The 14,708-nt window shown below is 41.6% G+C and carries 14 protein-coding genes; 8 read left to right on the forward strand and 6 right to left on the reverse strand.

Annotated elements, in window-relative coordinates:
* Position 1: 1 nt before the first annotated feature.
* The 8 genes from pilW (at position 2) to DS737_RS02650 (ending at position 8,369) form a co-directional block, all read left to right on the forward strand.
* Positions 2–802, forward strand: a complete 801-nt coding sequence (gene pilW / locus DS737_RS02615; protein WP_026056343.1) for a type IV pilus biogenesis/stability protein PilW — start codon at positions 2–4, stop codon at positions 800–802.
* Positions 793–1,587 (forward strand): helix-turn-helix domain-containing protein, encoded by a 795-nt coding sequence (locus tag DS737_RS02620; RefSeq protein ID WP_004640817.1) that lies wholly within the window; start codon positions 793–795, stop codon positions 1,585–1,587. The genes pilW and DS737_RS02620 overlap by 10 nt, the downstream gene beginning before the upstream one ends.
* A 21-nt stretch (positions 1,588–1,608) precedes the next feature.
* The gene (gene ispG / locus DS737_RS02625) at positions 1,609–2,724 is read left to right on the forward strand and encodes a flavodoxin-dependent (E)-4-hydroxy-3-methylbut-2-enyl-diphosphate synthase (RefSeq protein ID WP_113996690.1); all 1,116 of its coding nucleotides are present in this window, start codon (positions 1,609–1,611) and stop codon (positions 2,722–2,724) included.
* Positions 2,721–4,013: a histidine--tRNA ligase gene (hisS, locus tag DS737_RS02630; RefSeq protein WP_113996691.1), complete on the forward strand. Its 1,293-nt coding sequence runs from the start codon at positions 2,721–2,723 to the stop codon at positions 4,011–4,013. The genes ispG and hisS overlap by 4 nt, the downstream gene beginning before the upstream one ends.
* Positions 4,014–4,037: 24 nt before the next feature.
* A complete protein-coding gene (locus tag DS737_RS02635) occupies positions 4,038–4,736 on the forward strand; it encodes a YfgM family protein (protein ID WP_004640812.1) in 699 nt (232 codons plus the stop codon).
* Complete coding sequence (bamB, locus tag DS737_RS02640; protein WP_004640811.1) at positions 4,736–5,878, forward strand: outer membrane protein assembly factor BamB; 1,143 nt, start codon at positions 4,736–4,738, stop codon at positions 5,876–5,878. Before DS737_RS02635 ends, bamB begins: the two co-directional genes overlap by 1 nt.
* A 374-nt stretch (positions 5,879–6,252) precedes the next feature.
* The gene (gene der / locus DS737_RS02645; protein ID WP_004640809.1) at positions 6,253–7,662 is read left to right on the forward strand and encodes a ribosome biogenesis GTPase Der; all 1,410 of its coding nucleotides are present in this window, start codon (positions 6,253–6,255) and stop codon (positions 7,660–7,662) included.
* Positions 7,663–7,721: 59 nt separating this feature from the next.
* On the forward strand, positions 7,722–8,369 hold the full coding sequence (locus DS737_RS02650) for a 4'-phosphopantetheinyl transferase family protein (protein WP_113996692.1): 648 nt from the start codon (positions 7,722–7,724) through the stop codon (positions 8,367–8,369).
* A 63-nt stretch (positions 8,370–8,432) separates the two neighbouring features.
* On the opposite strand, the gene secF is transcribed toward DS737_RS02650, so the two are convergent.
* The 6 genes from secF to DS737_RS02680 form a co-directional block, all read right to left on the reverse strand.
* Positions 8,433–9,401 (reverse strand): protein translocase subunit SecF, encoded by a 969-nt coding sequence (secF, locus tag DS737_RS02655; RefSeq protein ID WP_109439783.1) that lies wholly within the window; start codon positions 9,399–9,401, stop codon positions 8,433–8,435.
* A gap of 10 nt (positions 9,402–9,411) precedes the next feature.
* Positions 9,412–11,313 (reverse strand): protein translocase subunit SecD, encoded by a 1,902-nt coding sequence (gene secD, locus DS737_RS02660; RefSeq protein WP_004640806.1) that lies wholly within the window; start codon positions 11,311–11,313, stop codon positions 9,412–9,414.
* 52 nt (positions 11,314–11,365) lie between these two features.
* Entirely contained in the window at positions 11,366–11,695 is a 330-nt protein-coding gene (gene yajC / locus DS737_RS02665) for a preprotein translocase subunit YajC (RefSeq protein WP_004640804.1), read from the reverse strand.
* A 99-nt stretch (positions 11,696–11,794) separates the two neighbouring features.
* Positions 11,795–12,922: a tRNA guanosine(34) transglycosylase Tgt gene (tgt, locus tag DS737_RS02670; RefSeq protein WP_005083369.1), complete on the reverse strand. Its 1,128-nt coding sequence runs from the start codon at positions 12,920–12,922 to the stop codon at positions 11,795–11,797.
* A gap of 96 nt (positions 12,923–13,018) precedes the next feature.
* Positions 13,019–13,588 (reverse strand): LemA family protein, encoded by a 570-nt coding sequence (locus DS737_RS02675; protein ID WP_005083367.1) that lies wholly within the window; start codon positions 13,586–13,588, stop codon positions 13,019–13,021.
* Positions 13,589–13,650: 62 nt separating this feature from the next.
* Positions 13,651–14,679, reverse strand: coding sequence for a hypothetical protein (locus DS737_RS02680; RefSeq protein ID WP_113996693.1), 1,029 nt, complete (start codon positions 14,677–14,679; stop codon positions 13,651–13,653).
* Between the last annotated feature and the right edge of the window lie 29 nt (positions 14,680–14,708).

A 14,708-nucleotide genomic window follows, 5' to 3' on the forward strand; every position in this document is an offset into this window, starting at 1 on the left:
GTTGAATACAACTCGACTAAAAACGACCATAGCGATAACAGTTGTACTTATGGCAGGTGGCTTGACAGCTTGCCAATCGACACCATCTACGAAAGATCCAGAGAAAGCTGTTCAGGTTCGCACCCAATTGGCTGCGGAATATATTCGTACGCGTGATTTGGACTCTGCAAAACGTTCACTTGACCAAGCATTGAAACTTAATTCCCGTGATGCAAATGCCAATATGATGATGGGTATTTTGCTGCAACAAGAGGGAAGTAAGCTCAATATGGAAAAAGCAGATGCTTATTTTAAGCGAGCGATTTCATCTGAGCCAGACAATGCTCAAGCGCGTAATAATTACGGTACATACTTATATCAGATGCAGCGTTATAATGAAGCAATTGAGCAGTTCACGCGTGCTGGTGCAACCTTAGGTTATGATCAACGATTTCAATCATTGGAAAACCTAGGGCGAATCTATTTATTATTGGGCGATGTGACGAATGCTGAAAAATCATTCAAACAGGCGCTGCAAGCAAATCGAAATGCAACCATTTCAATGTTAGAGTTGTCGGAAATTTTCTATTTGCAACAAAACAATAGAGATGCATCCCAGTTATATGAACAATATGTTCGTAGCGTGGGACAGCGCAACCAAGGTGCTAGAGCACTTTGGATCGGGATACGCATTGCTCGAGCGAATGCGGATCAGTTAGGAATGCAAGTGTTAGTCAACCAATTACGCGCTTTATTTCCTGATAGTCCAGAATATCAACGTTATTTGCAATTACAGTACAGTACTGAGGCCGTATGGAAATAAATCCAAATTCACATCAGCCAACTGGCTCAACCTCGCCATCGTCAACATTGGGAAATATTCAACGACCTGGTGAGTATTTGCGTCAAATTCGTATTGCACAAAAGAAAGAACTTGAAGAAATTGCAAGCGTATTGAATATGCCGGTCAAAACGTTGACAGCATTAGAGCAGGATGAATATACCGCTTTGCCAGAGGCGACGTTTATTAAGGGCTATTATCGAGCATATGCGAAATGCTTAAATGCTGATGCGAGCGCGATTATTCAACGTTTTGATGAAATATATGCCAATGATACGGGGCTTAAAGCAAGCCATGCCTTGAATAATTCACCAATTAAAACCATGGGTAAATTGGCGGGTTCAAAAAGCGTACGTAATCGTAAATGGTTAAAACGTCTGGTGATTTTGGCTGTTGTTTTATTGCTGGGTTGGTTGGCTGTTATGGCTGTACAAAACTGGTCATCGAGTAGCAGTAAAGATGATGTCGATATTCCTAAGATTACCAATTCAGATATTGAAATTTTACCGATGGCAAACACATCTGTGGCATCGGGAGATCAGTTAGTATTGAACTTTAGCCGTCCGACATCCATTAATATTGTTGATGCAACAGGTAAAGTCCTTGCGACAGGTCGCCAAGCGTCAACATTAAATTTGAGTGGCGAATCACCATTTCAAATTCGCTTAGATGATGCGACTGCCGTAACATTAAGTTTGAATCAAGAACAGATTTCATTGCGTCCTTATACAGTGAATGGTAAAGCTGAATTCCGTTTATCTCGCTAATGCTAAATAGGTAGCTATACGATGATCGTGAACCCAATTAAGCGTCGTCCAACACGAAAAATCCGTGTGGGGTCGGTGTATGTCGGTGGTGATGCTCCCATTAGTGTGCAGAGCATGACCAATACTGAAACCTGTGATGTCGATGCAACGGTTGCACAAATCCAGCGCTGTGCAGATGCAGGTGCGGATATCATGCGTGTTTCTGTGCCATCGATGGAGGCAGCAGAAGCATTTGGTGCTATTCGTAAACGTGTTTCTGTGCCTTTAGTTGCTGATATTCATTTTGATCATCGTATTGCGTTAGCGGTCGCTGATTATGGCGCTGATTGCTTGCGTATCAATCCAGGAAACATTGGTTCGGATCAAAAAGTACGTGAGGTGGTTGCAGCGGCAAAGCATCATGGGATTTCGATTCGTATTGGTGTAAATGGCGGCTCTTTGGAAAAAGACCTGCAAATCAAATATGGCGAACCAACTGGGCAGGCGTTGCTTGAGTCTGCGATGCGTCATATTGATATTCTAGATCGCTTAAATTTCCATGAGTTTAAAGTGAGCGTGAAAGCATCAAATGTTTTTTTAACCATGGATGCTTATCGTTTGTTGTCACAACAGATTGATAATCCATTGCATCTCGGTGTAACTGAAGCAGGGATCTACCGTACCGGTACTGTGAAATCAGCGATTGCGCTTGGTGGGCTGTTGATGGAAGGCATTGGTGATACCATGCGTATTTCCTTGGCTGCTGAGCCTGAAGATGAGATTAAAATCGGTTTCGATATTTTAAAATCATTGAGCTTACGTTCGAATGGCATTAACTTTATTGCTTGCCCAAGCTGTTCACGCCAAGAGTTTAATGTGATCCAAGTGATGCAAGCTTTGGAAGAGCGTTTAGAGGATATTCGTACTCCGATGGATGTATCTGTTATCGGATGTAAAGTGAACGGTCCTGGTGAAGCTAAAGAAGCTGATATCGGAATTGTAGGCGCATCACCGCGTTCGCTGGTCTATCGAAATGGTGAAAAAAGTCATTTAATTGACACCAATCAGTTGGTTGATGAAATTGAAACAATGGTTCGTCAACGTGTTCAAGAGCTTGAAGAAGCCAAATCTAAAGAAATTATTCGTAGTTCATCATGAGTTCAATCGTCGCTATCAAAGGTTTTAATGACATCCTTCCAACGCAAACTGCGGCTTGGAGAAGTCTAGAACAACAATTGGCATCTTTAATGGATGCTTATGGTTATCAGCAAATCCGTTTGCCTATCGTTGAGCAAACAGGTTTATTCAAACGTGCTATTGGCGATGCGACTGATATTGTCGAAAAGGAAATGTATACCTTTTTCGATAAGGGAACACCACCAGAGTCATTGACCTTACGTCCAGAAGGGACAGCGGGTTGTGTACGTGCAATGTTAGAACACAACTTACTTCGTGGCGCTGCGCCACGAGTATGGTATGTGGGACCCATGTTCCGTTATGAAAAACCGCAAAAAGGGCGTTATCGTCAATTTCATCAATTCGGTGTAGAAACTTTTGGTGTTGCAACGCCTGATATTGATGCTGAAATTATTCTCATGACAGCACGTTTGTGGAAACGTATGGGAATGGCGGAAAATGTGCGTTTAGAATTAAACACTTTAGGTGAAACGGATGAGCGCGCTGAGTATCGTGCCGCATTAGTTGAGTTTCTGAATCAACATAGAGATCAGTTAGATGAAGACTCACAACGTCGATTAACCACAAATCCTTTGCGCATTTTGGATTCTAAAATCGAATCAACACAAAAGATTTTAGAAAATGCACCTAAATTGCATGATTTCTTAAAAGAAGATTCGCTCAATCATTTCCAACAACTACAGCAATATTTAACTGATGCTGGCGTTGAGTTTGTGATTAACCAAAAGTTAGTACGTGGTTTAGATTACTACAACAAAACGGTATTTGAGTGGACGACCACCATGTTGGGCTCTCAAGGAACAGTATGTGCAGGCGGTCGTTATGATGGTTTGGTCGGTCAGTTAAAAGGTAAGCCAGATCAATCCGTACCTGCGGTTGGTTTCGCGATGGGGATGGAGCGTTTGCTGCTATTACTTGAGCAAGTAGCGCAGACCAAAGATACGCGTGATTGTGAAGTGTTCCTATTGGCAGAGCCAGCATATCAAGCTAAAGCATTGGTATTGGCCGAGCAAATCCGTGACCAGTTAGAAGCTGCGAATAGCACGATTCGCCTCAAAACTGGTTCTCAAGGTAGCATGAAAAGCCAAATGAAGAAGGCGGATCAATCGGGTGCTGTTTATGCTGTGATTTTGGGTGAGCGAGAGTGGGATTCACAACAGCTTCTGGTGAAAGAACTTGCAACGGCTGAACAGTCTCAGGTTTCTTTGGCTGAGTTGGCGCCATTTTTTATCGAAAAATTTAAACAATAAAACATTTAGGAAAAGGACAATCACATGAGTTTAAGTGATGATGAACAACTCGACAGTTTGAAGTCGTTTGCTAAAAAATATGGTTCTGCAATTATTAGCGGGATTCTCATTGCCTTGATTGCCTTTTTCGGATGGGAATATTGGCAGAAGAAAACTCAAGCTGAAGCTCAGAATCAGACGGCTAAAGTGCAAAAGTTGATCGATGAGGCTCAAGCACTTGCTGGTCAACCTAATGCTTTTGAGACGATTTCTGAGGCGGCGGATAAGATTGTCAAAGAAGATGCCAATTCTGTGCATGCGATTCAGGTTCAATTGTTATTGGCAAAACTAGCTTATGACAAAGATGACTATGCAGCAGCTGAAAAGGCGCTGAAGAAAGTTGAAAACTCGACGATCAAAGATACTGGGTTGGTGCAAATTGTTAAATTACGTTTAGCAGATGCGCAACTGGCACAGAAAAAATATGATGAAGCTTTGAAAACCTTAGATAAAGTGACTGAACCAACGTTCAAAGCGACTGCTGATGAGCTACGTGGCGACATTTATGTTGCAAAGCAAGAGACAGAAGCTGCACGTAAGGCCTATCAAAGTGCATGGGATAATGTGGTCGAGCGTAAGTTAGAGCGTCAGCTTTTACAAATTAAACTCGAAAGTGTTGGCGTTTTAGTGGATGATCCTGAAGTTGAGCGCCCGATCTTAGATACCAATGTGGATGAGTCTTAATGCAGAATAAACTAAAACTACCATTGGCAATCGCCATTGCTTCAGCTTTATTTGTAGGTTGTTCGAGTAATAAGGTAAAGCCTGTAAAGCCGAACCCATTACCGAAAATTACCCAAGAGCAAAGTTTAAACCTTGTGTTCTCGCAAAGTGTTTCATCGACCAGTGCTGCAGATGCTATTCGATTGCAGTTGGACACGGATAATGGTGTGATTTTTGCTCCTGATCCAGATGGTCAGGTGTCTGCTTACCAAGGCAAAGAAAGACTTTGGAAAAGTAAAATTACCAAACAAGAGCTGACCGCTGGTGTTGAAGCTGGTGAAGGTGTTGTGGTTATTGGTAACCGTAAAGGTCAGTTATTTGCACTTGACCAAGCAACAGGTGAGCAAAAATGGACTGCACAATTGTCGGGTGCAATTTTAACACCTTCTTCGATTCAGTCTGGTCGTGTGATTAGTTTGGCAAATGATGGAACTGTATTTGCTCATGATGTTGCTACAGGGCAGCAAGTTTGGGCGTATAAGTTGCCAAATGTACAATTCAGTTTACGTGGTCAAGCCGCACCAGTTCGTTTAGATGATCGTACTGTCCTGATCGCTTCAGCAAATGCATATATTTATGCAATTGATGTGATCAGTGGTATCCCAAGATTTCAACGTCGAGTTGCAATCAGTGAGGGACGCTCTGATATTCAACGTTTGAATGATATTAATGGTGATCCTGTTGTCGCAGGGCAGTACTTGGTGACTACAAGTTTCCAAGGACAAGTTACTGTTACTGATCTAGCAACCCAACGTGTGGTTTGGAGTGAAGATGCAAGCAGTACTAACCGCCCTGAAGTTGCTGAAGATAAGGTCTTTGTTTCAACTGTAGACGGCAAGTTAAATGCTTATGATCTCGCGACAGGTGAGCTTGTTTGGCAGAACGAAAGCTTGTTAAATCGTAAGCTTAGTAATCCAGTTATGCTTGGACAAAACCTTGTGGTTGGTGATTTAGATGGTGTTTTACATCTGATAGAACCAGCCACAGGACGTTTGGTTGGTCGTGCTAAAACACGTGGAGATGTTCGTAAATTACGTGTGATTAATGATCAGCTTTACGTTTCCACTCAAAAAGGTGCATTAAGCATTTGGCAGAATCGTTAATTTTATCCAAGCTTGTGGTAAAATTAGAAAATAGGGCATGGCAAAATACCATGCCCTGCATTTTTTATAGAATTTAAATTTCAACATAAATTTTTCAATCCGAATATGATACTCGTTAGGGGCATCCGCAACCTGAGCGAAGATACACAAAGCACTGCTTTGTCTGGGTGTAAGACGAGTAGCTCTGCTGCGAATATTGTATGCGAATTGAGTCTTGTAGTATGGATAACTGTCTTTGCCTTTACGAAGCTTCAAGTGCTTGTTTGGGTAAAAAGAAAGTCAGTCTAACTGAAAGCTTATCCAAGTATTGGGTGATAAATCAGCAAGACACCATTATGATGATTTTAAAAATCTAACTCAGATTAAGGTAATTTATGAAACCCGTTATTGCGCTCATTGGTCGTCCAAACGTCGGAAAATCAACGCTATTTAACCAAATCACTAAAAGTCGTGATGCTTTGGTTGCTGACTTCGCTGGTTTAACTCGTGACCGCAAATACGGAGATGCGGTATATCAAAATAAATCATTTATCGTCGTCGATACCGGTGGTATCGGTGAAAATGAAGGTGGTATTGACTCTTACATGGCGGAGCAGTCAAAAACCGCGATACATGAAGCGGATATCATCGTTTTTGTGGTAGATGCGCGTGCTGGTCTATTGGCATCAGATGAACAAATTGCACGAGAACTACGCACCTTAGGTAAGAAGGTTTATTTAGTTGCTAACAAAGTGGATGGCGTCCATGCTGAAGCTGCTTTAGTCGAGTTTTATAAGCTCGGTATGGGTGAGCCATTGCAAGTAGCTGCAAGTCATGGTCGTGGCGTACAGCAAATGTTAGAAGATGTACTTGCAGAAGTACCTGAAGATGAAAATCCTGAAGAGCATAATAAAAATACGGGTTTGCGTTTAGCGATTATTGGTCGTCCAAATGTGGGTAAGTCAACACTCGTTAACCGTTTATTGGGTGAAGAACGTGTGGTGGCTTTCGACCAACCAGGGACAACCCGAGACTCGATTTATATCCCATTTGAACGTGATGGCCGCCAATATACTTTGATTGATACGGCAGGCGTACGTCGTAAAGGTAAAGTGGATGAAATGATTGAGAAATTCTCAATTGTTAAAACACTACAAGCGATGAAAGATGCCAATGTGGTCGTAATCGTTGTAGATGCTCGTGAAGGTATTGTTGAGCAAGATCTACATTTGATCGGTTATGCACTTGAAGCAGGTCGTGCGATGGTGATTGCGATCAACAAGTGGGACAACATGACCGAGTATGATCGTAAGCAATGTAAACTAGATGTTGAGCGTCGCTTTGATTTTATTCCATGGGCGAAAATTCATTTAATTTCGGCATTACATGGCACTGGGGTGGGTGAGTTATATCCATCCATCCACCGCGCTTATGAATCATCGAATTTGAAAGTTTCACCAGCAAAACTCACTCAAATTTTAAATGATGCAACAGAAGCACATCAGCCGCCAATGATTAGTGGTCGACGTATTAAAATGCGTTATGCGCATATGGGGGGGCAAAACCCGCCGACGATCGTTATTCATGGTAATAAGGTCGATAAGACACCAGCAGACTATCGCCGCTATCTCGAAAATGTATTCCGTAAAGTCTATAAGCTTGAAGGAACACCCGTTAAGATTGATTTTAAAACGTCTGAAAATCCATTTGAAGGTCGTAAATCTCAGGTGGATGAGCGCGTTGCGGCACGTAAACGCCGTTATGTTCAGAAATTCAAAAAGGCTGAAAAGAAATTTAAGCGTTAATATAAATAGATCTAGATTAGCCCAAAGTTCGCTTTGGGCTTTTTTATAAGGAGGGACCAATGACCATACGTAAAATCGAAATACATCTACAGGCATTGGCGCAACTGCTGAAAAAAAATAAAACAGATTTTGCTGATTTAAGCAGCTTTAATTTTTATAAACAACAGCAAATAAGAACTTACCGTGACCAGCTGTTGGCTGAGCACTTGCAGAGTGGTATTGAAGCGCTCAGCTTTGCTAAACATGAATATGGTAAGCCTTTTTTAAGCTCTCACGCTTTACATTTCAATCACTCACATAGCCAGCACTATTATGCTTTGGCTATGAGTAAACGTGTGCAAGATATAGGTGTTGATGTCGAGGAGTTAGATCGAAAAGTTCGATTTGATGCTTTCGCACAACATGCTTTTCATCCTGATGAATATCAAATCTGGCAACAAGAGCAGAACAAAGAATATTGGTTTAAGGTGTGGACCACGAAGGAAGCAATATTAAAAGCTTCGGGCTTGGGGATTCGTTTAGATTTAAATAGTTTAAATACACAGGTTCATCCTGAACAGACTGGGGGAGTGTGTACGCATCCTCTGATCGGAACATTTGCCTATCAAAATTTTATCTTAAATCGTATTGTGATAACTGTGGCATGGCGAAGTGAGCAGTCATGCCGTGGGTTCCAGTTTCCACAGCTTCAAATCATTCAACACTGATGTGAATAAAAAAATGCCAGTGGTTTATACTGGCATTTGGTTTGAATCTAGAGAAGCCGAGATTTAAGGAATCTGATCATCTTCAAATTCAGGTTTGACTTGCACGATAAAGTCTTGACGGCTGAGACCACGCCATAAGGCATAGGCTGTACCAATATAAATCGATGAATAGGTACCAACAAAGACCCCAACAATCATTGCTGCAGAGAACCAATGTAAGCCATCACCACCCAAGATAAACATCGCAACGACAACCAATAATAAAGTTGCAGACGTATGAATGGTACGACGAAGCGTTTCAGTCAAGGCAATATCAATAATTTCCCGAGAGCTCGTATCACGGATCTTACGGAAGTTCTCACGAATACGGTCTGAAACGACGATGTTATCGTTCAACGAGAAACCGATAATCGCTAGCAGGGCTGCTAAAACGGTTAGATCAAATGGCCATTGGAATAAAGCAAACGCACCGATAATGATGACAATGTCATGGAACAGTGACATTACTGCACCCATTGCAAGTTTAAACTCGAAACGAATAGTGACATAAATCAGCATTAAAATGAGTGCAAGAGCAACCGCACCAGCTGAACGAACATAAAGTTCATTTCCAACCGCACCACCGACTGCATCTACTTTATGTACATTCACCGTATTATTCGGCAACTGCACTGCTTGAGTGATGCTTTGGCTGAGATCATCGACCACGAGATCATCCTGTACAGGCATACGTACAATCAGATCAGTATTACTTCCTAAGGTCTGAACTACAGCATCTTTAAAACCAGCTTGATTGAGCGCTTGGGTCACCTGTGAAGGTTGAACTGGATTTTGATAGTTCAATTCAGCAGAAACACCGCCGGTAAAATCTAAGCCAAGATTCAGTCCTTTGGTTGCAATAAAGAAAATACTCGCAATGGTCAGTAAGATCGAAATAATCGCAGCAGGTTTAGCGATCTTCATAAATGGGATGATTTTTAAATCATCTGGACGACCGTATTGTTTTGAGTCACGTTGAGTCAGATCTGACATATCAATCTCCTTAAATACTCAACTTGGTCAAATTACGGCGTTTGCCATAAATGAGTTGTACGATTGCACGCGTCACTGTAATTGCAGTAAACATCGAACAAACAATACCGATCATCAACGTGACAGCAAAGCCTTTGATCGGACCTGTACCTATTGCAAATAAAATAAATGCAACAAGGAATGTGGTTAAGTTGGAATCAACGATGGTGTTATAAGCGCGATCATAACCTGCAACAATGGCTTGTTTCGGTGATGCACCCCATCGCATTTCCTCTCGAATACGTTCACAGATCAATACGTTCGCATCGACTGCCATACCAATGGTAATGACAATACCCGCAATACCTGGCAAGGTAAGGGAAGCACCTAACCATGACATGACCGTTAAAATCATCGCAAGGTTAAAAATCAGGGCAAAGTTTGCAATCAAACCAAATAGACGGAAGAACACCACCATCCAAATTGCAACTAAGATAAAGCCAATAATGGTTGACTGAACCCCTTTCTCGATATTTTCTTTACCTAAGCTAGGACCAACCACACGTTCTTCAACGAAATACATTGGCGCAGCAAGCGCTCCCGCACGCAACATCAGTGCAAGTTCAGCAGCTTCTTGAGGTGAATCTAGACCTGTAATACGGAACTGTGAACCCAACACCGCTTGAATCGTTGCTGCATTGATGACAACTGATTCAGTATAAGGTGTACGAACTTCGGTTTGTGCCCCTGTTTCAGGATCAGTGACGTAGCTAATACGTTGTTTATTTTCGATAAACAAGACCGCCATACGTTTTCCAACTGCGTTACGTGTGCCATCTGCCATGAGCTTGCCACCCGCACTGTCCAAGGTAATATTTACCTCAGCACCACCTGTATCTTGGCTAAAACCAGAGCTCGCATTTTGTACACGTTCACCCGTTAAAATACGATTGCGGTTAAGCAATAAGTCACGGCCACTGTCTAGAGATTCAAAAGCAAAAACTTCTGTTCCTGGTGGCACAGGTTGTCCATTGTATTTACGTGTATAAGGATCGATATATTGATCGTTACTATCTGCAACCAAACGGAACTCTAGGTTGGCTGTACGACCGAGGACACGTTTTGCTTCAGCTGTATCTTGGATACCCGGTAACTCAACCACAATACGGTTGCTACCTTGAGTTTGAACCAAGGCTTCAGCAACCCCTAATTCATTGATACGATTACGAAGAGTCGTTAAGTTTTGGTTGACAGCGTAGGATTGGATTTCCTGACGACGAGCATCAGTATAATTCAATCTTAATGTTGCACCAGTCGCTGTGGCAATGGATTGCTGATTAAACTCATTACCATTACGACGTAAGAAATCAGCCGCTGCATCACGATCTGCATTGCTGGCAAATTGGATGGTAATTGTATTATTGTTTAAAGCGAGGTTATTGAACTTAATTTTGTTGTCACGGAACTGACGGCGTAAATCAGTTGCGGATGTTTCCATGCGCTGACTAATTGCCTTATCCATATCAACTTCGAGCAAGAAGTGTACACCGCCACGTAAGTCCAAACCGAGTTTCATCGGTTTCGCCCCAATCTTTTGCAACCAAATAGGAGTGGTTGGTGCAAGGTTGAGTGCAATCACATAGTCATCGCCTAGATCACGACTGAGGATGGCTTTTGCTTTGAGCTGTTCTTCAGATGAGCTTAAACGGAGTAAAGCTGCATTATTGGAGAAACTACCATCATGACTGCTAATATTGGCCGTTTTTAAAATCTGCTCAGCTCTTTGCACTACGCTCTGATCAATTTGAGTACCTGCTTTGGCGCCCGAAATCTGGACAGCAGGTTCATCAGGATACAGGCTTGGAAGTGCATATAACGTACTGATCACAAAGACAACGAGGATCAGTAAATATTTCCATGCAGGGTAACGCATTCGCTTTCTTCTTAAATGAAAAAGTCGTGCTTAGGCACGACTATCTTAATGATTAAAGGTTATTGAGTGTGCCTTCAGGTAAGACTGAAATAACACTTGCACGTTGGATTTTTACTTCTACACCGCGGCTGAGTTCAACTGTTGCAAAGTCGCCATCTAAACGAATAATTTTGCCCATTAAGCCACCCGCAAATACGATTTCACTACCAACACCTAAGCTTTCAACCAAGCTACGATGCTCTTTGGCACGTTTTGCTTGTGGACGCCAGATCAAGAAATAGAAGATCGCAACAAATACAGCGATCATCAATAAGTTTGCCATCAAGCTTGGGCCTTGGGCTGCTGCATCAGCAGCATGGGCAGTAGAAATGAAAAAGCTCATTTTAATTTCCTAAAGTTTAAAAGGTCAAAAAATTGACATTAAGTTCCAATTCGTTTTGCAATGTACCTTGTCTTGGCGTTACGTGCAAATCTTGATAGATTAATTTGGACAAGGTGGCACATCTAAACCACGACGTGCATAAAAATCTTCAACATAGGCATCAAAAGTGCCATTATCCAAGGCATCACGCATGCCTTGGGTTAAGCGCTGGTAGTAGCGTAAGTTATGGATTGTGCCCAACATAGATGCCAGCATTTCACCGCACTTCTCTAAATGATATAAATAGGCACGAGTAAAGTTTTTACAAGTGTAACAATCACAATGTGGGTCTAAAGGCCCTTTATCATGACGATATTTACTGTTACGAATTCTTACCAGCCCATCGGTGACAAAATAGTGACCATTACGTGCGTTTCGTGTTGGCATGACACAGTCAAACATGTCGACACCACGACGTACAGCTTCAACGATATCTTCTGGTTTTCCTACACCCATTAGATAACGTGGTTTGTCTTCGGGCATTTTATTTGGAAGATAATCCAATACTTTGATCATTTCTTCTTTAGGTTCACCTACCGATAAACCACCAATGGCATAACCATCGAAACCGACTTCTAGTAAACCTTTGAGTGATTCATCACGCAGGTCTTCGTACATCCCACCTTGAATAATGCCGAATAATGCATTTTTATTCTTGAGCTCATCGTGATGGTGCGTTTTACAACGTTTTGCCCAGCGCAATGAAAGTTGCAATGATTTTTGTGCTTCTTCATGAGTAGCAGGGTAAGGTGTGCACTCATCAAAGATCATCACGATGTCTGAATTAAGCACATGTTGAATCTCCATCGAAATTTCTGGAGATAAAAATACTTTTGAACCGTCGATCGGTGAGCGGAAAGTCACACCTTCTTCTTTGATCTTACGCATTGCACCCAAGCTGAACACTTGGAAGCCACCAGAGTCAGTCAAAATCGGCTTATCCCATTGGATAAACTCATGCAGGCCACCGTGCTCTTTGATGACTTCTAAGCCTGGACGTAAATATAAATGGAAGGTGTTACCTAAAATAATCTGTGCCTGAATTTCTTCAATATCACGAGGCAACATGCCTTTTACCGTACCATAGGTACCGACAGGCATAAATACAGGTGTTTCAACAACACCATGTTCTAAGGTAAGTCGACCACGACGGGCGCGTCCCGACTGACCTAATTTCTCAAATTTCATGACACTATCCATCAAGGCGAAAAAACAGTTCGCTGATCAAAAGCGGGTATTTTCCTTGATTATGGCGTGTAGTTCTACTACTAAATGTAGCTTGCGTTAAAAATTTGGTTTGTAGTCAAAATTACGGTCAATTACTTGATCGCGGAAAGGACGAATCGCTTTCTTTGCTAAGGTCATGGTATTCACTAAGTTGTTTGGAAAAATCTGAATGTGATTATTAAATAACTCGACATTACGGTTAAATATGGTGATTGCTGCACCAACATTTTCATTTTGTTCTTGAATATCATCCATCATTTTGCTGTACAGCGTGTCAGCTTTTAGTTCTGGATAGTTTTCTACAACGACATTTAGACTACGCATCAAATCGGTATTTAATTTTTCAATCTGCTGCAATTTAGCAATATCGGTGTCATTCACATTCAAATTCATGATTTGCTGACGTAAAGCCGTCACTTGCTCTAGAGTTGATTTTTCAAACACAGTGTATTTACTGAGCGTATCTTCTAAAGCCTCTAAGGTTTTGACTTTCTGGCGTTCGAAGTTGGCAACTTCTGCCCACGCACGTTTGGTTGCATTGAAATATCGCACAATCGTATTGCGGATATGAATTCCCCAAACAATTAAGACAACGAAAATGCCTAAGAAAATAATTAAGCCTGTCATCGCCATACCCCTTTATTTTGTCCCTTTCGACTTATGCTATGTATGCGTCGCTGAGGGAAATTTTATCGAATTAAGTTAAGCATCAATTCTTGGAACCTTTGATATTGAGGCATGGTCATGGTGCGTAAATGTCCACGTAATGCAGGAATATCATTGATTTGATCGCGCTTACTGGTTGTTTGTAATAGGTTTTGTTCCCCAACATAGCAAAGTATTTGCTCTTGATGATGATAAATTAAATCACCTTTAAAGTGTTGAAAAAAATCATGTAATTTTAGGGTCATACTTGGACTAATGCTTTTAGCCAGTTCATGTTGACTACAGCCAAAAATTTTTAGATTGCGATTTACTGAAATATCACTACTTTCCCAAACACTACCATAAGGTTCAAAAAAACGAGAGCGTTGATTGCTGACAGCGATACCTAGGTTGGGTATTTGAAATATGAAAGCTCCCCACAAATCTTTGTGAATTTCCTTGACGATTTTTTTATCACTCGTTTTATCTTGGAGGATCGGCATTTCACTGACATAGTGATATTGAAAGATGAGAACTTGATGCTCAGTTGTTCCATCATGCCACGTCGTAGATGCATATTGGGTAATTTGATTGGATTCAGTACCACGATAAAACAATGGAAAGAGTTGTCGTAGTCGGCTGATGACTAAGCTGGGTTGTGCTTGGATTGGGAGATAGGTTGGGAGTTGCTGGAAATTTAACTGATAACGTAGCGTCATCATGCGTTGTTCGAGAAACTCGGTCACCTGAATTAAAGGTTGTTTCGGCTCGTAGAGTAGATAGGCTAAAAATCCTATCAAAAATGCAGCTAAAAAGCTCCAAATGAACTGAATATGCGGATGAATAAAGTAGCCAAACACTAAGCAACAGACACTAACGATGGTGAGGAGCAAGGGGAGTACATTAAAAAAATGTAGATCATGTGCTTCACCCCACGGATGTAACTTGTCGAGTAACTCTTGATCATTGGTTGATTTGTTTCCAATATCCCAAAGCCGAGCGATATTACGGAAAACCTGAGCATTTTTTTTACGTCTTATATGAAGCGCTTGTTGTACAGTATCGATCGGCATGGAAAGGATCAGTTCATTATAATAGGTCG

The organism is Acinetobacter haemolyticus (assembly GCF_003323815.1).
GTDB classification, from domain to species: domain Bacteria; phylum Pseudomonadota; class Gammaproteobacteria; order Pseudomonadales; family Moraxellaceae; genus Acinetobacter; species Acinetobacter haemolyticus.